Origin of the sequence: Acidovorax sp. SUPP950 (assembly GCF_030158935.1) — a bacterium.
In the GTDB taxonomy this organism is placed as follows: domain Bacteria; phylum Pseudomonadota; class Gammaproteobacteria; order Burkholderiales; family Burkholderiaceae_C; genus Paracidovorax.
Genome location: NZ_BQXE01000006.1, coordinates 26,301 through 45,362 on the forward strand (window position 1 = coordinate 26,301; position 19,062 = coordinate 45,362).

The 19,062-nt window shown below is 68.2% G+C and carries 13 protein-coding genes and 1 pseudogene; 4 read left to right on the forward strand and 10 right to left on the reverse strand.

From position 1 onward, the window contains the following. The first annotated feature begins 87 nt into the window (after window positions 1–87). Window positions 88–2,654: pseudogene (gene ligD / locus AVME950_RS19955) on the forward strand (DNA ligase D). Window positions 2,655–2,684: 30 nt separating this feature from the next. Here the strand turns inward: ligD and bioB are convergent. The 8 genes from bioB to scpA form a co-directional block, all read right to left on the reverse strand. Next, a complete protein-coding gene (gene bioB, locus AVME950_RS19960) occupies window positions 2,685–3,743 on the reverse strand; it encodes a biotin synthase BioB (RefSeq protein ID WP_284431136.1) in 1,059 nt (352 codons plus the stop codon). Window positions 3,744–4,096: 353 nt separating this feature from the next. Next, the gene (locus tag AVME950_RS19965; protein ID WP_284399723.1) at window positions 4,097–4,573 is read right to left on the reverse strand and encodes a VOC family protein; all 477 of its coding nucleotides are present in this window, start codon (window positions 4,571–4,573) and stop codon (window positions 4,097–4,099) included. 171 nt (window positions 4,574–4,744) lie between these two features. Further along, window positions 4,745–6,793: an acetyl-CoA carboxylase biotin carboxylase subunit gene (locus AVME950_RS19970; protein ID WP_284431137.1), complete on the reverse strand. Its 2,049-nt coding sequence runs from the start codon at window positions 6,791–6,793 to the stop codon at window positions 4,745–4,747. 75 nt (window positions 6,794–6,868) lie between these two features. Continuing rightward, window positions 6,869–7,408 carry an NYN domain-containing protein gene (locus AVME950_RS19975; RefSeq protein ID WP_272569491.1) on the reverse strand — a complete coding sequence of 180 codons (540 nt, stop codon included), beginning with the start codon at window positions 7,406–7,408 and terminating at the stop codon, window positions 6,869–6,871. A 14-nt stretch (window positions 7,409–7,422) separates the two neighbouring features. Further along, window positions 7,423–8,955 carry an acyl-CoA carboxylase subunit beta gene (locus AVME950_RS19980; RefSeq protein ID WP_272569492.1) on the reverse strand — a complete coding sequence of 511 codons (1,533 nt, stop codon included), beginning with the start codon at window positions 8,953–8,955 and terminating at the stop codon, window positions 7,423–7,425. 33 nt (window positions 8,956–8,988) lie between these two features. After that, on the reverse strand, window positions 8,989–10,146 hold the full coding sequence (gene meaB / locus AVME950_RS19985; protein ID WP_502869430.1) for a methylmalonyl Co-A mutase-associated GTPase MeaB: 1,158 nt from the start codon (window positions 10,144–10,146) through the stop codon (window positions 8,989–8,991). Further along, window positions 10,143–10,607, reverse strand: a complete 465-nt coding sequence (locus AVME950_RS19990; protein ID WP_349817242.1) for a GNAT family N-acetyltransferase — start codon at window positions 10,605–10,607, stop codon at window positions 10,143–10,145. The genes meaB and AVME950_RS19990 overlap by 4 nt, the downstream gene beginning before the upstream one ends. 61 nt (window positions 10,608–10,668) lie before the next feature. Further along, entirely contained in the window at window positions 10,669–12,834 is a 2,166-nt protein-coding gene (scpA, locus tag AVME950_RS19995; protein ID WP_284431139.1) for a methylmalonyl-CoA mutase, read from the reverse strand. A 124-nt stretch (window positions 12,835–12,958) separates the two neighbouring features. Between scpA and AVME950_RS20000 the strand changes: the two genes are divergently transcribed. Together AVME950_RS20000 and AVME950_RS20005 are read left to right on the forward strand one after the other, a co-directional pair. Continuing rightward, window positions 12,959–13,594: a GntR family transcriptional regulator gene (locus tag AVME950_RS20000; protein WP_284431140.1), complete on the forward strand. Its 636-nt coding sequence runs from the start codon at window positions 12,959–12,961 to the stop codon at window positions 13,592–13,594. A gap of 161 nt (window positions 13,595–13,755) precedes the next feature. Continuing rightward, complete coding sequence (locus AVME950_RS20005; protein ID WP_284431141.1) at window positions 13,756–15,834, forward strand: sensor domain-containing diguanylate cyclase; 2,079 nt, start codon at window positions 13,756–13,758, stop codon at window positions 15,832–15,834. 41 nt (window positions 15,835–15,875) lie between these two features. Here the strand turns inward: AVME950_RS20005 and xopAP are convergent, their stop codons facing one another. Together xopAP and AVME950_RS20015 are read right to left on the reverse strand one after the other, a co-directional pair. After that, window positions 15,876–16,856, reverse strand: coding sequence for a XopAP family type III secretion system effector (gene xopAP / locus AVME950_RS20010; RefSeq protein ID WP_284431142.1), 981 nt, complete (start codon window positions 16,854–16,856; stop codon window positions 15,876–15,878). A gap of 382 nt (window positions 16,857–17,238) precedes the next feature. Then, the gene (locus tag AVME950_RS20015; protein WP_284431143.1) at window positions 17,239–18,360 is read right to left on the reverse strand and encodes a saccharopine dehydrogenase family protein; all 1,122 of its coding nucleotides are present in this window, start codon (window positions 18,358–18,360) and stop codon (window positions 17,239–17,241) included. Between the two features lie 162 nt (window positions 18,361–18,522). On the opposite strand from AVME950_RS20015, the gene AVME950_RS20020 reads away from it, so the two are divergent. Next, window positions 18,523–18,975: an Lrp/AsnC family transcriptional regulator gene (locus AVME950_RS20020; protein ID WP_284431144.1), complete on the forward strand. Its 453-nt coding sequence runs from the start codon at window positions 18,523–18,525 to the stop codon at window positions 18,973–18,975. Window positions 18,976–19,062 lie beyond the last annotated feature (87 nt).

Genomic DNA, 19,062 nt, shown 5'->3' on the forward strand with positions numbered 1-19,062 from the left:
CCCAAACACCAGCAACCACCGACCGTGGCGAAACCCTCCACCCGCGCATCCGACAATGCCGCCAGGCCGGCCGCCAAGCGGCAGGGTGTGCCTGACCCGACCCCATGACCCGCACCCCCACCACCCCCGACGCCCTGTCGCTGTATGAACAAAAGCGCGACTTCTCGATCACCCCCGAGCCGCGCGGAGGGGCCGAAGTGCCCGCCGATGCGCTGCGCTACGTGATGCACAAGCACTGGGCCACCCGGCTGCACTACGACCTGCGCCTGGAGCTGGAGGGCACCATGAAAAGCTGGGCCGTGCCCAAGGGGCCCAGCTTCGATCCGGCCGACAAGCGCATGGCGGTGCAGGTGGAGGACCACCCGATCGCCTACAACCAGTTCGAAGGGCAGATTCCGGCGCGGCAGTACGGGGCGGGCAAGGTCATCATCTGGGACAAGGGCTACTGGGTGCCGCTGGAAGATCCGGTGAAGGGCTACCGGGCCGGCAAGCTCAAGTTCGAGATCCACGGCCACAAGCTGCAGGGGCGGTGGACGCTGGTGCGAATGCGCTCCCGGGGGGCCAAGCAGGAGCGGCAGCCCGCATGGCTGCTGATCAAGGAGCACGACGGACTGGAGCGCCCGGCGGCCGAGTTCGAGGTGGTGCAAGACATGCCCGACAGCGTGAGCGCCCTGCCCGATCTGCCAGGCGTGCCAGGCCAGGCACCTCGGCCCGGCAAGGCACGGGCACAGAAGGCCGCCCGAGGCGCCAAAGCCGCCCAAGCGGTCAAGGCCCCGTTGCCAGCCGAGCTCAAACCCCAGCTCGCCACGCTGGTCCAGGGCCCGCCGCCCGATCTGGCCGACTGGCTGTTCGAACTCAAGTTCGACGGCTACCGGCTGCTCGCGCGCATCGACCATGGCAAGGTGCGGCTGTTCACCCGAAATGGCAACGACTGGGGCCACAAGATGCCCGACCTCGTGACGGCCTTGAAGGCGCTTCCCATCGACAGCGGCTGGATCGATGGCGAGATCGTGGTGATGGACCGCCAGGGCATGCCGGACTTCCAGGCGCTGCAGAACGCGTTCGAGAACGGCACGGCGGCAGGGCTGGTGTTCTATGCGTTCGACCTGCCCTTCGTGAACGGGGCGGACCTGCGCGCGCTGCCCGTCACCGACCGCCGCGAGGCCCTGCGCGCCATCCTTCCCGAGGGCGAGGGCCAGACGGTGCGCTTCAGCGAGGCCTTCGATGCGGCCCCGGGCCAGCTCATCGCCTCGGCCTGCCGGCTCGGCTTCGAAGGGGTGATCGGCAAGCGCAGGAGCGGGCCGTACGTCTCGCAACGCTCGGCGGACTGGATCAAGCTCAAATGCGGCCAGCGCCAGGAGTTCGTGATCGGCGGCTACACCGAGCCCAGGGGCACGCGCAACGGCATCGGCGCGCTGCTGCTGGGCGTGCAGGACGAAGACGGGAGCCTGCGCTACGTGGGCAATGTCGGCACTGGGTTCAACGAGCGCAGCCTGGCGCAGTTGCGCGAGCGCCTGGAGGCGCTGACGACCTCAAAGAGCCCGTTCGCCAACGCAGCCCGGGGCGCGGCCAAGGTGCATTGGGTGCGGCCGCAATTGCTGGCGGAGGTGGCCTTCGCCAGCTGGACGCACAGCGAACGCATCCGCCACGCCGTGTTCCGAGGCCTGCGGGACGACAAGCCCGCCAAGGACATCGTGCACGAGCGCCCTCTTCCCGCCAAGGCGCTGGCCAAGGCCGCCACCCGCCCCAAGCCCTCGACCGCGCGAGCGGACACCCTGCGCGTGACCCACGCTGAGCGCGTCATCGACCCGGAATCGGGCACCACCAAGCTCGATCTCGTGCGCTATTACGCGCTGGTGGCGCCGCTGATGATGGAGCACCTGCACCAGCGACCGGTCTCGCTGGTGCGGGCGCCGGCCGGTGTCGGTGGCGAGCTGTTCTTTCAGCGCCACCAGGAGCAAGGCAGCCTGCAGGGCGTGCAGCCGCTCAAGGCCTCGCTCTATCCCGGCCATCCGCCGCTGCTGGAGGTGGTGGGGCCGCAGGGCCTGCTGGCCGCTGCGCAGATGAACACGGTGGAGTTCCACACCTGGAATGCCCGCAAGGACCGCATCGACCGGCCCGACCGCATGACATTCGATCTCGATCCCGGCGAGGGCCTGGCCTGGGACCGCATGCAGGAGGCGGCCACCCTGATGCGCGTGATGCTCACCGAACTCGGCCTGCCGTCGTTCCTCAAGACCAGCGGCGGCAAGGGCCTGCACGTGGTGGTCCCCATCCAGCGGCGGCACGACTGGGATACGGTCAAGGCGTTTTCGCAGGCCATCGTGCAGCACATGGCCCGCACCATTCCGGCCCTGTTCGTGGCCAAGAGCGGGCCCCGCAATCGCGTGGGCAAGGTGTTCGTGGACTACCTGCGCAACGGATTGAGCGCCACCACGGTCTGCGCCTGGTCGGCGCGCTCGCGGCCGGGCCTGGGCATCTCGGTGCCGCTGGCCTGGAAGGAGCTGGAAACCCTGACGGGCAGCGCAGAGTGGACCGTGCGCAATGTGGACGAGCGGCTGCGCACCGGCAACACCCCCTGGGAGGGCTATGCCGGCGCGGCGGTGTCGATCGCGGGCGCCATGCGCCTGCTGCAGTTCACGCCGAAGGCGTGAGCGGCGGCCGCGCGGCAGCGGCAGGGACGGTCAGGCCTGCAGTGGCAGTTCGTCCGTTTCGGTGCGGGTGGTGCGGTGGCCCTTCAGCCCGAGCTTGGCGAGCAGCTTCACATCGGCCTCGCCCTCCGGGTTGCCGGTGACCAGCAGCTTGTCGCCATAGAAGATCGAATTGGCGCCCGCCATGAAGCACAGCGCCTGCACGGCATCGCCCATCTGCTGGCGGCCGGCCGACAGGCGCACGCGGGCCTTGGGCATGGTGATGCGCGCCACGGCGATCACCCGCACGAAGTCGAGCGGGTCCACCGGTTTGCTGTCGGCCAGCGGGGTGCCAGGCACGCGCACCAGGCTGTTGATGGGCACCGACTCGGGGTAAGGATTCAGATTGGCGAGCTGGGCGAGCAGGCCGGCGCGGTGCACGGGCGCCTCGCCCATGCCCACGATGCCGCCGCAGCACACGCTGATGCCGGCGCCGCGCACGTGCTGCAGGGTGTCGAGCCGGTCCTGGTAGGCGCGGGTGCTGACCACGTCGGTGTAGTACTCGGGCGCGGTGTCCAGGTTGTGGTTGTAGTAGTCGAGCCCGGCGTCCTTCAGCGCCTGCGCCTGGTGCGATTCGAGCATGCCCAGCGTGGCGCAGGTCTGCATGCCAAGCCCTTTGACGGCGCCGATCAGCTCGCTCACTTTTTCGATGTCGCGGTCCTTGGGCGCGCGCCAGGCGGCGCCCATGCAAAAGCGGGTGGCACCGGCATCCTTGGCGGCCTGGGCCGCAGCCGTGACTTCCTGCACGCTCATCAGCTTCTCGGCTTTCACGCCGGTGTCGAACTCGGCCGACTGCGGGCAATAGCCGCAGTTCTCGGGGCAGCCACCGGTCTTGACCGACAGCAGCGTGGCCAGTTCGATGTCGCCGGCAGGCCAGTGCTCGCGGTGCACGCTCTGGGCCTGGAACATCAGGTCCATGAACGGCTTGTCCAGCAGCGCCTGGATGGCCTCGACGGACCAGGGCCCGGCGGGCACCTGCGCGACTGGCGGGCGGCGGTGCAGTTGCACGGCTTGCGCCGCGGCGGGGGTGGGTGGGACAGCGGTGGTTGGCATGGTGGGTGGGCCCTTTCTCGTCTGGTTTTTCGGCAGTCCGGCATCTGGCCGGTCGTGGCAGGCGCAGATTCTGGCGGAGCCGGCGGCGCAAATCCAGATCCAGGCCTCACAAACCCGAGCACGATGGAGTGCCGTTATCTACCGTCAACGGCCGGCCCGCGATCGGGCTTTTTAAGCGAGGTTGCGCGACATTGCCCGCACGATCGCACAGGCGCAAAACCCGTGTCGCCTTCTGTCGCGAAACCATGGCCATCTTTCCGAAAACACCTCGACCCACCGCGCAGCCATGCCCGGAGTTGCGTGCAGTTGGCGCCAATGCCGCTGGAGGGCGGCAGGCAATGCCTGCCGATTCGTCAGCCCAGCGCCGCGATCACGTCTTTAGGGGCCTGCACCAGCTCGATGAGCACCCCCTCGCCCGCGATCGGAAACTCCGCGCTGGATTTGGGGTGCAAAAAGGTGATGTCGTGCCCCGCGGCGCCCTGGCGGATGCCGCCCGGCGCGAAACGCACGCCCTGGGCGGTGAGCCATTCCACCGCGCGCGGCAGGTCGTCGATCCACAGGCCGATGTGGTTGAGCGGCGTGGTGTGCACGGCCGGCTTCTTGTCCACGTCCAGCGGCTGCATCAGGTCCACCTCCACCGCATGCGCGCCCCGGCCCATGGCCAGGATGTCTTCGTCGACGTTCTCGCGCTCGCTGCGGAAGGTGCCGGTCTGTTCGAGGCCCAGCATGTCCACCCACAGCGCCTTCATGCGCTCCTTGTCGGTGCCGCCGATGGCGACTTGCTGGATGCCGAGGACCTTGAACGGACGTGCGGTGATGGGATTTGCCATGCGGATTCCAAAAAACGTTTTACTATGATTTTTATAGCAATATGCCCTAGTGGAATATGCGCCGCAGGCCAAAATGGTCCTGATCCACAGCGTGCCACCCCCAGGCATGCGCCACGCGGTGCCGGCCGGTTCGGGCCCTGCCCACCCCGCCCGCGACACCGCGCACGAAGATCACTGGAATTCCAGGATCACCTGGTCCACCGCCAGCGACTCGCCCTTGCCGGCGACCACCTTGCCCACGATGCCGTCCTGGGTGGCGAACAGGATGTTCTCCATCTTCATGGCCTCGATCACCGCGAGCTTTTCGCCAGCCTGCACCGCCTGGCCCGGCTGCACCGCCACGTCGACCAGCAGCCCGGGCATGGGCGACAGCAGGAACTTGCTCAGGTCCGGCGGCGCCTTGTACGGCATGAGCTGGTGCAGGCGAGCGCCGAGGGGCGACAGCACAATGGCATCGATCTGCGTGCCGTTGTGCGAGATGCGCAGCGCCAGCGGACTGCGCGGCGTGCCGCGCTCGACCTGTGCGGTGAAGCCCGCGCCGTTGCACTGGCCCTGCACGCGGATCTGGCCGAGCGTGGCCGCGCTGCCGATCTGGTAGCTCTTGCCGCCCACCGACACGGCGCTGGAGCCCGAGCTGCCCTGGAAGTCCGTCACCGACACCGCGTGGTGCTCGTTGCGCCCTTCGTGCCCCATCACCACCACCACGAACTGCTCGCCCACCTTCACGTTGTGGCCGGCCAGCTGCCCGCTGATGCCCGAGGCACGCGCGCGGTAGCGGCGGTTCATGTAGGCCGCCAGCGCCACCAGGAACAGCGGATCGTCGTGCGGCACGTCCTGCGAGGCAAAGCCCTGACTGTAGTTCTCGGCGATGAAGCCGGTGTTGAAGTCGCCCGCCACGAAACGCGGATGGGCCAGCAGCGCAGCCTGGAACGGGATGTTGCTGCCCACGCCGCGGATCACGAACCCGTTGAGCGCGGCGCGCATCTTGTGGATGGCGTCCTCCCGGTCCTGGCCGTGCACGATGAGCTTGGCGATCATCGAGTCGTAATACATGGGAATCTCGCCGCCCTCGTACACGCCCGTGTCCACCCGCACGCCCAGCTTTTTGGTGGTGTCGGCCTGGAACATCGACTCCTCTGGCGGCTGAAAGCGCACCAGGCGGCCGGTGGAGGGCAGAAAGTTGCGGAACGGGTCTTCGGCGTTGATGCGGCACTCGATGGCCCAGCCATCGCGCCGGACGTCGGCCTGGGTGAGCGGCAGCGGTTCGCCGGCCGCCACGCGGATCATCAGCTCGACCAGGTCCAGGCCGGTGATGCATTCCGTCACCGGGTGCTCCACCTGCAGGCGCGTGTTCATCTCCAGGAAGTAGAAGTCCTGGTCCTTGCCGACCACGAACTCCACCGTGCCAGCGCTCTGGTAGTTCACCGCCTTGGCCAGGGCCACGGCCTGCTCGCCCATGGCCTTGCGCGTCGCGTCGGAGATGAAGGGGGACGGCGCCTCCTCGATCACCTTCTGGTGGCGGCGCTGAATGGAGCATTCGCGCTCGTTCAGGTAGATCACGTTGCCCTGGCTGTCGCCCAGCACCTGGATCTCGATGTGGCGCGGCTCCTGCACGAACTTCTCGATGAAGATGCGGTCGTCGCCGAAGCTGTTGCGCGCCTCGTTGCGGCACGAGGTGAAGCCCTCCAGCGCCTCCTTGTCGTTGTAGGCCACGCGCAGGCCCTTGCCGCCGCCGCCGGCGGACGCCTTGATCATCACGGGGTAGCCGATGTCGCGGGCGATCTCCACCGCGCGCTCGGCCGATTCGATGGCGTCGTTCCAGCCCGGAATGGTGCTGACCTGCGCCTCGTTCGCCAGCTTCTTGGAGGCGATCTTGTCGCCCATGGCGGCGATGGAATGGTGCTTGGGGCCGATGAAGACGATGCCCTCTTCCTCCACGCGCTTGGCGAAGGCTTCGTTTTCCGACAGGAAGCCGTAGCCCGGGTGCACTGCCTGCGCCCCGGTCTGCTTGCAGGCGGCGATGATGCGGTCGGCCTGCAGGTAGCTCTCGCGGCTGGGCGCCGCCCCGATGTGCACGGCCTCGTCGGCCAGCTTGACGTGGCGCGCCTCCTTGTCCGCATCGGAATACACCGCCACGGTGGCGATGCCCATCTTCTTGGCGGTGGCGATGACCCGGCACGCGATTTCGCCCCGGTTGGCGATCAGGATTTTGGTGAACATGGTGTTGGGGAGTGGAGGTGTTCTAACGGGCGGTGTCTTGCGTCTTTTTCGTCTGTCTGTCTCGCGGGACGGGGCTCATGCGTGCCGGTCGATGGCCGGGCTCATGTCTTCCATCCAGAGCACGTTGTCCGAGTACGACTGCAGGTCGGGCGAGAGGTTGGAGGTGGAGCCCGAGACCCACACCTCCTTGTGCAGCTCGGACTTCACGTAGGAGATGGCGTCTTCGAAGTCCCCGTCGCCGGCGGAGAGGATCAGCCGGTCGTACACGTTCTGGGCCGCCAGCTTGATGATCAGCGTGGCGATGCCCACGTCCACGCCCTTTTGCACCGACCGGTCGAACTGGTGGCTGCAGTTGGGGCAGTTGGCGTGCATGCGCTTGAGCTTGTAGAGCTGCACCCGGAACTTCGGCCCGATGGGCGGCGCGGTCTTGATCCAGGAGTGGAACGCGTTCTGGGCATCGGTGGATGGATCGCTCGCCGAGTTCAGGTAGTAGCTCTCGTGGATCGGCCCGCCGTTCAGGCGCGTGATCTCGTTCTTGAGCTTCAGGTAGTCGAAGGGCCGGCCCTTGCCGTAGTTGAAGAGGTAGGCGCCATCGACGATCCAGACGGTTTTCATGGGGCGTGCATCGCTCACAGCGGAATGTTCCCGTGCTTGCGCCAGGGGTTCTCCAGCTTCTTGCCCTGCAGCATGACCAGGCTGCGGCAGATGCGCTTGCGCGTCTCGTGCGGCAGGATCACATCGTCGATGAAGCCGCGCGCGCTGGCCACGAAGGGGTTGGCAAAGCGCTGCTTGTACTCGGCCTCGCGGGCGGCGAGCTTGGCGGGGTCGTTCTTGTCCTCGCGGAAGATGATCTCCACCGCGCCCTTGGCGCCCATCACCGCGATCTCGGCGTTGGGCCACGCCAGGTTGACGTCGCCGCGCAGGTGCTTGGAGCTCATCACGTCGTAGGCGCCGCCGTAGGCCTTGCGGGTGATGACGGTGATCTTGGGCACGGTGCACTCGGCATAGGCGTACAGCAGCTTGGCGCCGTGCTTGATGATGCCGCCGTACTCCTGCGACGTGCCGGGCATGAAGCCGGGCACGTCCACGAAGGTGACCACGGGGATGTTGAACGCGTCGCAGAACCGCACGAAGCGCGCGGCCTTGATGCTGCTCTTGATGTCCAGGCAGCCGGCCAGCACCAGCGGCTGGTTGGCGACGATGCCCACGGTCTGACCCTCCATGCGCGCCAGGCCGATGACGATGTTCCTGGCGTAGTCGGGCTGCAGTTCGAAGAAGTCGCCGTCGTCCACCACCTTGGTGATCAGCTCCTTCATGTCGTAGGGCTTGTTCGGGTTCTCGGGCACCAGGGTGTCGAGGCTGCGGTCCATGCGGTCGGCCGGGTCGTTGCTCGGTCGCACGGGTGGCTTTTCGCGGTTGTTCAGCGGCAGGTAGTTGTACAGGCGGCGCAGCATCATCAGCGCCTCGACGTCGTTCTCGAACGCCATGTCGGCCACGCCGCTGCGGGTGGTGTGGGTGCCGGCGCCGCCCAGCTCCTCGGCCGTGACTTCCTCGTGGGTGACCGTCTTGACCACCTCGGGGCCGGTCACGAACATGTAGCTGCTGTCCTTGACCATGAAGATGAAGTCGGTCATGGCGGGCGAGTACACGGCGCCGCCGGCGCAAGGGCCCATGATCATGCTGATCTGCGGGATCACGCCGCTGGCCAGCACGTTCTTCTGGAACACGTCGGCATAGCCGCCGAGCGAGGCCACGCCCTCCTGGATGCGCGCGCCGCCCGAATCGTTGAGCCCGATCACCGGCGCACCCACCTTCATGGCCTGGTCCATCACCTTGCAGATCTTCTCGGCATGCGTTTCCGACAGCGCGCCGCCGAACACGGTGAAGTCCTGGCTGAAGACGAAGACGAGGCGGCCGTTGATCATGCCGTAGCCGGTCACCACACCGTCGCCGGGAATCTTCTGGCCTTCCATGCCGAAGTCGGTGCAGCGGTGCTCCACGAACATGTCCCATTCCTCGAACGTGCCGTCGTCCAGCAGCAGCTCAATGCGCTCGCGCGCGGTGAGCTTGCCCTTCTTGTGCTGCGCGTCGATGCGCTTTTGACCGCCGCCCTGGCGGGCGAGTTGGCGCTTTTGCTCCAGTTGTTCGAGGATGTCTTGCATGGGTCGCTCTTTCGGTGGTGATTCTTTTGCTATTTATTTAATAGCGGTATGCCGGGAGTTTTCTTGTGCTGCGAGCAGATTCCGTGCGGCAGTGGACGCGGCGATGCGCCCGGCCGCCACGTCCGCCTGCAGCGTGGGCAGCAGCGCCCGCACCTCGGGGTGCTGGCGGAACGCGTGCCGCAGGCCCGCCTCGATGCGCTCCCACATCCAGGCCAGGGCCTGCCTTTCACGGCGGCGGGCGAGCCGGCCGCTGGCGGTCTGCAGTTGGCGGAACTGGCTGACGGCGGCCCAGAAGGCCTGCAGGCCCTGGCCCTGCAGCGCGCTGATCTGCAGCACCTTGGGCTGCCAGGGGGCGGCATCGGCCGGGGCCGGAGCCGGCTCGCTTTCGGCCGGCACCGCGCCGTGGCCCGCTGCCGGCGCGTGGCGGGGGTGGCCCAGCGAGCGCTCGGGGTTGCCGTGCTGGCTGAGCAGCCGCAGGCTGGAGGTGATCTGCGCCTCGGCGCGGGTGGCGGCGTGCGGGTCGATGTCGGCCTTGTTGATGACGACCAGGTCGGCGATCTCCATCACGCCCTTCTTGATCGCCTGCAGATCGTCGCCGGCGTTGGGCAGCTGCAGCAGCACGAACATGTCGGTCATGCCGGCCACGGCGATCTCGCTCTGGCCCACGCCCACGGTCTCCACCATGACGATGTCGTAGCCGGCGGCCTCGCACACCAGCATGGCCTCGCGCGTCTTCTCGGCCACGCCGCCCAGGGTGCCGCTGGACGGGCTGGGACGGATGTAGGCCTTCTCGTGCATGGACAGGTGTTCCATGCGGGTCTTGTCGCCCAGGATGGAGCCGCCCGACACGGTGGACGACGGGTCGATGGTGAGCACCGCCACGCGGTGGCCCAGGCCGATGAGGTGCAGGCCCAGCACTTCGATGAAGGTGGATTTGCCCACGCCGGGCACGCCGCTGATCCCCAGGCGAAACGACTGGCCGGTGTGCGGCAGCAAGGCGGTGAGCAGCTCGTCGCCCTGCGCGCGGTGGTCGGCACGGGTCGACTCCAGCAGCGTGATCGCCTTGGACATGGCCCGGCGCTGCACGGCCTGGGCGCCGTGGAGGATGCCGTCCAGCCAGCCGCCGGCCGAAGGTGGCCGATGGGGCGAAGCCCCCGTAGAAGAAGCGGTCGAAGGCCGGGGCGCGCTCATTCGGCCCCCTCTTCGGGCCGCCACTCGTAGTGCACGTCCACGCCTTCCTCGCCGGTCTGCACGAAGCCGTGGCGCTGGTAGAAGCGGTTGGCATCGCTGCGCTGCAGCGCGGTCACGCGCAGCACGGCGCCTTCGCGGCGCGCCCGGTCCTGCACCTGGGCCAGCACGGCGGCGCCCACGCCGGCGCCCTGCCAGTCCGGGTGCAGGTACAGGTGCTGCAGCCGCAGCGCCCGGCCGCCCTCGGGCCGCACGGTGACGAAGCCCATGCGCCGGCCGTCGGGTGCGACCAGGTGCTGCATGTGCTCGGGGGTGAAAGCCGCGCGCAGCCGCTCGCGCGAGCGCTCGGGCGTGTAGCGGCCCACGCGCTCCAGGCTCTCGCGCATGGCCGCGGTGCGCAGCGCCAGCATGGGCTCGAAGTCCGCTTCGGCCACCGGATGCCAGGTGAATGCGGGGGCGGTCAATGCGGCACCTCCACGCGGCGCCATGCCATGCGCGCGGGCGCCCGGCCGACGGTCGCCGTCGTCATGCCGCGAAGGCCTTGCGGATCTGCTCCAGCACGTCCTTGGCGCTGGCCGGGATCGGCGTGCCGGGGCCATAGACCCCCTTCACGCCCGCTTCGTAGAGGAAGTCGTAGTCCTGCACCGGAATCACGCCGCCCACGAAGACGATGATGTCGTCCGCGCCCTGGTCCTTGAGTGACTGGATGATGGCCGGAACCAGCGTCTTGTGCCCCGCCGCCAGGGTGGAGACCCCCACGGCGTGCACGTCGTTCTCGATGGCCTGGCGCGCGCATTCCTCGGGGGTCTGGAAGAGCGGGCCCATGTCCACGTCGAATCCCAGGTCGGCGAAGGCCGTGGCCACCACCTTGGCACCGCGGTCGTGCCCGTCCTGGCCGAGCTTGGCGATCATCACGCGCGGGCGGCGGCCTTCGGCCTCGGCGAACTCGTTGATCTCGGCCTTGAGCTGCTCCCAGCCCTCGGCCGAGTCGTAGGCGGCGGCATACACGCCCGTCACTTTCTGCGTGTCGGCCCGGTGGCGGCCATAGACCTTCTCCAACGCATCGGACACCTCGCCCACCGTGGCGCGCAGGCGCATCGCCTGGATGGCCAGGTCGAGCAGGTTGCCTTCGCCGCTTTCCGCCGCGGCCGTGAGCGCGTCCAGCGCCTGCTGCACCTGCGCGGCATCGCGTTTTTCGCGGATGGCTTTCAGGCGCGCGATCTGCCCGTCGCGCACCTTTACGTTGTCGATCTGCAGGATGTCGACCGGGTCTTCCTTGTGCAGCTTGTACTTGTTGACGCCCACGATCACGTCCTTGCCCGAGTCGATGCGCGCCTGCTTCTCGGCGGCCGCGGCCTCGATCTTGAGCTTGGCCCAGCCGCTGTCCACCGCCTGGGTCATGCCGCCCATGGCCTCGACCTCTTCGATGATGGTCCACGCGGCATCGGCCATGTCCTGCGTGAGCTTTTCCATCATGTAGCTGCCGGCCCAGGGGTCGATCACGCTGGTGATGTGGGTCTCTTCCTGGATGATGAGCTGCGTGTTGCGGGCGATGCGGGCCGAGAACTCGGTGGGCAGCGCGATGGCCTCGTCCAGCGCATTGGTGTGCAGGCTCTGCGTGCCGCCGAACACCGCGGCCATGGCCTCGATGGTGGTGCGCACCACGTTGTTGTAGGGGTCCTGCTCGGTCAGGCTCCAGCCGCTGGTCTGGCAGTGGGTGCGCAGCATCAGGCTCTTGGGGTTCTTGGCGCCGGTGGCCTTCATGATGCGGCACCACAGCAGGCGCGCGGCGCGCATCTTGGCCACCTCCAGGTAGAAGTTCATGCCGATCGCCCAGAAGAACGACAGGCGCCCGGCGAACTCGTCCACGTCCAGTCCCGAGGCGATGGCCGTCTTCACGTACTCCTTGCCATCGGCCAGGGTGAAGGCCAGCTCCAGCGCCTGGTTGGCGCCCGCCTCCTGCATGTGGTAGCCGCTGATGGAGATGGAATTGAACTTCGGCATGTTCCGCGCCGTGTAGCCGATGATGTCGCCGATGATGCGCATCGAGGGCTTGGGCGGGTAGATGTAGGTGTTGCGCACCATGAACTCTTTCAGAATGTCGTTCTGAATGGTTCCCGACAGCTGGTCCTGCCGCACGCCCTGCTCTTCCGCGGCCACCACGTAGCCGGCCAGCACCGGCAGCACGGCGCCATTCATCGTCATGGACACGCTCACCTTGTCCAGCGGAATCTGGTCGAAGAGGATCTTCATGTCCTCCACCGAATCGATCGCCACGCCGGCCTTGCCCACGTCGCCCGTGACCCGCGGATGGTCGCTGTCGTAGCCGCGGTGCGTGGCCAGGTCGAACGCCACGCTCACCCCCTGACCGCCGGCAGCCAGTGCCTTGCGATAGAAGGCGTTGGACTCCTCGGCCGTGGAAAAGCCCGCGTACTGGCGGATCGTCCAGGGCCGCACCGCGTACATCGTGGCCTGCGGGCCGCGCAGGTAGGGCTCGAAGCCTGGCAGCGTGTTGGCGTAAGGCAGATTCGCCGTGTCCTCGGCTGTGTAGAGCGGCTTGACCGTGATGCCATCGGGCGTCACCCAGTTCAGCGCCGCGACATCGCCACCGGGGGCCGACTTGGCGGCGGCCCGGGTCCACGCGGCGAGGTCTGCGGGGGCGAAAGAGGGGAATGGGGTGTTGCTGCTCATATCTGGGAAGGCTTCACGGTTGGCGAGAAAAGCGCGGTGGCGCTGCAACGATTTGGCACAGTGAAGCGAGTCTAACCCAATCTGTAATTATTAATTTATAGTTTTTCTGCGGTACATTCCCGCCATGTCAGCCGCCACCCTCACCCCCCGCGCCCTCTACGAAGAGGTGGCGGAGCAACTGCGCCAGCGCATCTTTCGGCGCGAGCTGCAGCCCGGCAGCTGGATCGACGAGCTGCGCATCGCCGAGGAGTTCGGCATCAGCCGCACCCCCCTGCGCGAGGCCCTCAAGGTGCTCGCCGCCGAAGGGCTGGTCACGATGAAGGTCCGCCGCGGCGCTTACGTGACCGAGGTGTCCGACAAGGACCTGCGCGACGTGTACCACCTGCTGGCGCTGCTGGAGAGCGATGCGGCCGGCGTGGTCGCCGCCAGCGCCACGGCCGAACAGCTGCGCGAGCTGGAAGGACTGCACCGCGAGCTGGCCGCCAGCGTGGCCGACCGCGAGCGCTTCTTCGCGGTGAACGAGCGCTTTCACATGCGGGTGCTGGAGATGGCCGACAACCGCTGGCGCAACCAGATGGTGGCCGACCTGCGCAAGGTGATGAAGCTCAACCGCCACAACTCGCTGCTCAAGCAGGGCCGCATCGAGGAATCGCTGCGCGAACACGGCCGGGTGCTGGCCGCGCTGCAGGCACACGACGCGCAGGCCGCCGCCTGCGCCATGCGCGAGCACTTCTCCAACGGGCTACAGGCTGCCGCCTGAGCCGTGCCGCGGCCTGCGGGCCGCGTCCCCTGAGACACCCGGCGCTTGCCCCGCAGGGATATCGCCTTCATGATGCACCCGTTGTCCATAAACGATGGCACCGCGCGCGTGCGGTAGCCATCCCCCACGGCCAAGGCCGGTGACACATGGGAGGAGCTTGCATGCTGGAGCGGTTTTTCTTGCTGGGAGAGTCCCCTGCCGACCTGCTGGTGGCACAGCACGATCCGTGGCTGGTGCTGCTGTCGGTCGCGGTGGCCGTGGCCACGTCGACCCTCGCGCTGCACCTGGCGGGGCAGGCCCGGCTGACCCACGAACCGGTGCACCGCACGATGGCGCTGGCCACTTCCGCCGTCGCGCTGGGGGCGGGCATCTGGGCCATGCACTTCATCGGCATGCTGGCCTTCACCCTGTGCGTGGCGGTCCAATACGACGTGGGCATCACCCTCCTGTCGATGCTGCCGGGCCTGGCCGCCTCCTGGGTGGCGCTCACCGTGCTGGCCCGCCAGGAGGTCACCGGGCGGCAATTGGCCATGGGCGGATTGCTCGTGGGCGCGGGCATCGGCGCCATGCACTACGCCGGCATGGAAGCCCTGCGGATGGCACCTGACCTGCGCTACGACCCGGCCTGGTTCGCCGCATCGATCGTGGTGGCGGTCGTCCTGGCCGTGCTGGCGCTGTGGGTGCGCTTCACGGTACACCAGCGCAGCGGCATGTCCAACTGGCAGGCCACCGTGCTGTCGGGCAGCATCATGGGCATGGCGATCTCGGGCATGCACTACACCGCCATGGCGGCTGCCCGCTTTGTCGGGCAGGCCGACCCGGAAATGCCGGACAGCCACGCCTGGACGCAGGCGCTCGCGGTGATGGTGGCGCTGGTGACGGCCGGGGTGGGAATCTTCGCGGGCGTGGCCAACGGCCTGATCCGCTACCGCGACATGTACCGCAAGGTGCGCCGCAGCGAATCGCGCCTGCGCGCCCTGGTGGACACGGCGGTGGACGGCATCATCACCATCGACCATGAAGGCACGGTCCAAAGCTACAACCGCTCGGCGGAGCGCATCTTCGGCTGGCCGCCCACCGACGTGCTGGGCCGCAACATCCGCATGCTCATGCCGCAGCCCGACAGCGCCGCCCACGACGGCTACCTGCGCCGCTACCTGGAGACCGGCGAGGCGCGCATCATCGGCACGGGCCGCGAGGTGCTGGGGCTGCACCGCGACGGCAGCACCTTCCCGCTGCGGCTGGCCATCGGGCGCGCCGATGCACCCGGGAGCCCGATGTTCGTGGGGTTCGTCACCGACCTGCGCGGCGTGAAGGAAGCAGAGATGCGGCTGGGCATCGCCGCCAGCGTGTTCGCGCACAGCTACGAAGCGGTGCTCATCCTGGACGCCGAGCGTGCCATCGTGGATGCCAATCCCGCCTTCGAGCGGATGATGGGCGAGTCCCGCACTGAAGTCCTCGGCCGCCACGTGCAGACGCTCTACGCCGCCGCGCCCCACCCCGACTTTCCTGGCGTATGGCATGCCGTGCAGGCCCAGGGCTACTGGCAGGGGGAACTGCTCGGGCGCAGCCCGCAGGGAGCCTTGCCGCAGCGCGTGTCCATCGCGGCGGTGCTGGGCGACGAAGGTTACCCGCACCACTACATCGTGGTCATCAGTGACATCACCCAGATCAAGGCGCACGAGCAGGAGCTGGAGCACATCGCGCTGTACGACAGCCTCACCGGCCTGCCCAACCGCCGCCTGCTGGCCGACCGGCTGGTGCTGGCGATCGCCCATGCGCAAAGGCACCGCGAACTGCTGGCCGTGTGCTATCTCGATCTCGACGGCTTCAAGCGCGTGAACGACCAGCACGGCCATGCCGCCGGCGACCAGTTGCTCATCGAGGTCGGCCGGCGCATCCAGTCGCATCTGCGCGCCGAGGACACGCTGGCGCGGCTGGGCGGCGACGAAATGGTGCTGCTGATCGGCGGGCTGCAGTCCCCCGACGACTGCGCCCCCCTGCTGGAACGGGTGCTGCAGGCCGTGCACCAGCCCGTGCCGCTGCCGCACGGCCAGGGCTTCGTCTCGGCCAGCATCGGCCTGAGCATCTACCCGCTGGACGGCGACAACCCAGACCTGCTGCTGCGCCAGGCCGACCACGCCATGTACGAGGCCAAGCAGAACGGCAAGAACCACTGCCGACGGTTCCAGGGCGCCGAACCCATGGTGCAGGCGCCGCTGTACGCATCCGGCCGCTAGGTACCGAGCGCCGGCGGCAGTGGCGACTCCCGCGCCTGCCCCTAAGGCGCGCTGAAAAGGTGCTCCAGGTCCACCGGATGCATGGCCGATGCGATCACGGGCTGCCACTGGGGCAGCTCGTGGTTGGCGGACAGGTTGATCCGATCCGCCCATCGGTCCTGGTAAGTGACGATCCGGGGATTGCCTGCCGCGGAATAGGTCCCTGGCTGTGCCGACGCCACCCAGCCCGGGTGGTGCATGAGCATCGGCATGGACTGGATCGGGTCCAGCGACCGGGTGAACTGGCGCAGCGCAAAGGCCATGCCCCCTGCGGTCTTCGGGGCGACGTAGCGCTGCGCGACGGCCTCCATCCCCAGGCGCGGCGGGTTGAAGGCGTAGGTGCTGACCTTGCCACGCGCGCCGTTGGCGTCCAGAAAATGCGCGATGTCGAAGCTGGCCAGCGTGGCCACCGCCGCCCCGAGGCTGTGTCCCACCACCGAGACCGACAGTGCCTTGCCGCTGTCCCGCGCCATGCCGGCATAGCGCATCAGCAGGCCGCCCAGATCCAGCCCATTGGCACGCGGCGCCAGCGCTTCGGCATGCCACCGCTCCTGCCAACCGCTGCCCACCTGTCCCAGGTCAGGCAGGCCCGGGTCCAGCGGATTGGCATGGGGCCGGGGAATCTGCGACTTGAGGTCGCACATCAGATCGTCGCGGTCTTCCATGCGTGTGCCGGCAAACCCCAGCACGACCGCGAGCACCTGCGGGTGCTCCAGGTGGTCCCAGCACTTGGTGGCCGCGCTGGACTGATCGGCGGCGAAGCGCATGCCGCCCCGGCCGGTGATCTCGTCGAAATCCACGGTGTACGCCTGCCCCGCGAAATCCCGCATGCCCTCCAGCACCGCCCGCTGCAAGGCCTGCGTGGCCCTGGACGGCAGGCTGCGGGCGCCGCCGGCGTGCGGCAGATCGACCACCCAAAGGGCATCGGCGATATCGACCGAGGCCATGTCGATCACCGTTGGGGCCGCCAGACGGGCCCGCATCGGCTCGGAGCCGGTAGAGAGGCGCGGCGGCCGTTGAACAGCCAACCCGTGCAACGGCCCTGCCGTGCTGTGCCGCATCGGGATGCGTACCGGGGCACCGGGTGGAGGGCCTTGCGGAGTGGGCGCGCCCACCGAATGCGGCGGTGCCGTCGCTGGAAGTGGCTGTCGGAAAAATGCCGTGGTCATCGATCAGAGGTGCGCGGGTGATGCACGCGGGCGGGGGGTTGGGCGCAGACCCTGGCACCGGCGCATGGAATGGAGGAGGAAACCGAGGCCGGTATTCCACTGCGCCCGCCGCGGTCCGGAGCGACCGTGGGCGAACCGAGATGCCGCCCCGCGAACTGCGCAGCCCTCCCCGTCCCCGGTCCATCTTCGCTCCGGTTCAGGCGGCAGTTGCCCCTTCAGCCTGCGCCAGCGCGTGATCGCGATAGGCCCGGCCGAAGCGATTGCCCAGAAAATCCCCCAGCGCGATCTGCTCCTGCCGGATGAACCCGGACTGCGGCAGCCGCCCCTGCACCACCAGGTCCAGTGCCGCGCAGATGCTGGCCGCCGTGGTCAGCTGGATGGCATTCAGCGCGTGCCCGCCCACCGTGGCGCCGACGATGCGTGCCGAGTACGCGTCCTGCACCAGCCGCCCGCCGCGCAGGCCCGATGCACTGGCGAAGACGACGATCACGTCCTGCTCGGTGGCCGGAATGGCGGCCTCGAAAATGTCCTTGAGCAGGTCACGCCGGTCGCGCAGGCGCAGGTCGTTCAGCAGCAGCTTCAGGATGGCGCAGTGCCCCGGATAGCGGATCGACTGGTAGTCCATGCGGCGGGCCCGGCCGGCCCAGGTTTCGGGCAGGGTGCCCAGCCCGCCCGAGGTGTTGAAGGCCTCGTATTCCACCCCGTCGAGCGCGAAGGTCTCCAGTCCGTCCAGCGCCGCCACGGTGGTAGGCTGGCCGTCCACGATGGCTTCGCAGGGGTTGCAGTATTCGTTGATGAGGCCTTCGGTGCTCCACGTCAGGTTGTAGCGCAGCGCGCCCAGCGGGTAGCGCGGCAACGCGCCCACACGCATGCGCAGGTCGTGCAGCGTGTCGAAGCGCCGCGCCAGATCGTTGCCCACCACGCCGATGAAGCCCGGCGCCAGCCCGCACTGCGGCATCAGCACGCTGCGGGCGTCCTGCGCCAGGGCACGGATCGCCTGGGTGCTGCGCACGTCTTCGGTCAGGTCGAAGTAGTGCACCCCGTGGCGGGCGCACAGCGTGGCCACCGGCACGGCGCGGTGGAACGGCAACGCATTCAATACGGCGAACTGCCCGGCCACCGCCGCCTCCAGGGCGCCATCGTCCTGCAGCAGCACGGTGCCGACGCCCAGCGCCGCCACCCGGGCCAGCGCCTCGGGGTCCCGGTCGGCCACGGTGATCTGGTATTCGCCCACCTCCTGCAGCAGCACGGCCATGGCAAAACCGATGTGGCCCGCGCCCAGGATGGCGATGCGATGGGTCGATGGGGTGGAAGGCATGGCGGTCTCCTCAAGGGGGTTGCAACGAAGGGATGGATGCAGCCATGCTAGGCGCCGATGCTGTCGATGTGTAGCGTGCAAAACGTCGTATTTGCTTCATTCATTCGCCGAAACGACGAAAATGACTGACGCATTCGCAGCCCTGCTCCAAAGGACCCCGCCATGGCCAACGAAATGGACGACACCGATCGCCGCCTGCTCAGCCTGCTGCAAGCCAACGCGCGCGAAAGCACCGCGCTGCTCGCCCGCCGCCTGGGCCTGGCGCGCACCACCGTCGTCGCGCGCATCGCCCGGCTGGAGCGAGAGGGCATCGTGGCCGGCTACGGCGTGCGGCTGGGCGCGCCGCTGCAGGCGCAGGCCGTGCGCGCCTGGTGCAGCCTGAGCGTGCTGCCCAAGGCCTCGCCAGCGGTGCTGCGCATGCTCGGTGCGCTGCCGGAGGTGGAAGAGGTCTCGGCCGTGAGCGGTTCGTTCGACTACCTCGTGTTTCTGCGCTGCACCAGCCATGAACAGCTCGATGCGCTGCTCGACCGCATCGGCCAGCTGGAGGGCGTGCACCAGACGCAGACCAGCATCGTGCTCAGCCGCAAGATCGACCGGCGGGGCGCCGGCGACTGAAGGTGCTGCCGTTTGCTCCTGATTGCATAGCAACACAGGCAATCAATCCGACGGCATGGGCGCATTTCCCTTCGAATCCGTCTTCCC

Bases quoted from the DNA above. Each gene is read 5' to 3' on its own strand.
- AVME950_RS20020 (WP_284431144.1), top strand. From the start codon at position 18,523: ATGGCCAACGAAATGGACGACACCGATCGCCGCCTGCTCAGCCTGCTG.
- scpA (WP_284431139.1), bottom strand. From the start codon at position 12,834: ATGAGCAGCAACACCCCATTCCCCTCTTTCGCCCCCGCAGACCTCGCC.
- xopAP (WP_284431142.1), bottom strand. From the start codon at position 16,856: ATGCGGGCCCGTCTGGCGGCCCCAACGGTGATCGACATGGCCTCGGTC.
- AVME950_RS20000 (WP_284431140.1), top strand. From the start codon at position 12,959: ATGTCAGCCGCCACCCTCACCCCCCGCGCCCTCTACGAAGAGGTGGCG.
- bioB (WP_284431136.1), bottom strand. From the start codon at position 3,743: ATGCCAACCACCGCTGTCCCACCCACCCCCGCCGCGGCGCAAGCCGTG.
- AVME950_RS19970 (WP_284431137.1), bottom strand. From the start codon at position 6,793: ATGTTCACCAAAATCCTGATCGCCAACCGGGGCGAAATCGCGTGCCGG.
- AVME950_RS19980 (WP_272569492.1), bottom strand. From the start codon at position 8,955: ATGCAAGACATCCTCGAACAACTGGAGCAAAAGCGCCAACTCGCCCGC.
- AVME950_RS19975 (WP_272569491.1), bottom strand. From the start codon at position 7,408: ATGAAAACCGTCTGGATCGTCGATGGCGCCTACCTCTTCAACTACGGC.
- AVME950_RS20005 (WP_284431141.1), top strand. From the start codon at position 13,756: ATGCTGGAGCGGTTTTTCTTGCTGGGAGAGTCCCCTGCCGACCTGCTG.
- AVME950_RS19965 (WP_284399723.1), bottom strand. From the start codon at position 4,573: ATGGCAAATCCCATCACCGCACGTCCGTTCAAGGTCCTCGGCATCCAG.
- meaB (WP_502869430.1), bottom strand. From the start codon at position 10,146: ATGAGCGCGCCCCGGCCTTCGACCGCTTCTTCTACGGGGGCTTCGCCC.
- AVME950_RS20015 (WP_284431143.1), bottom strand. From the start codon at position 18,360: ATGCCTTCCACCCCATCGACCCATCGCATCGCCATCCTGGGCGCGGGC.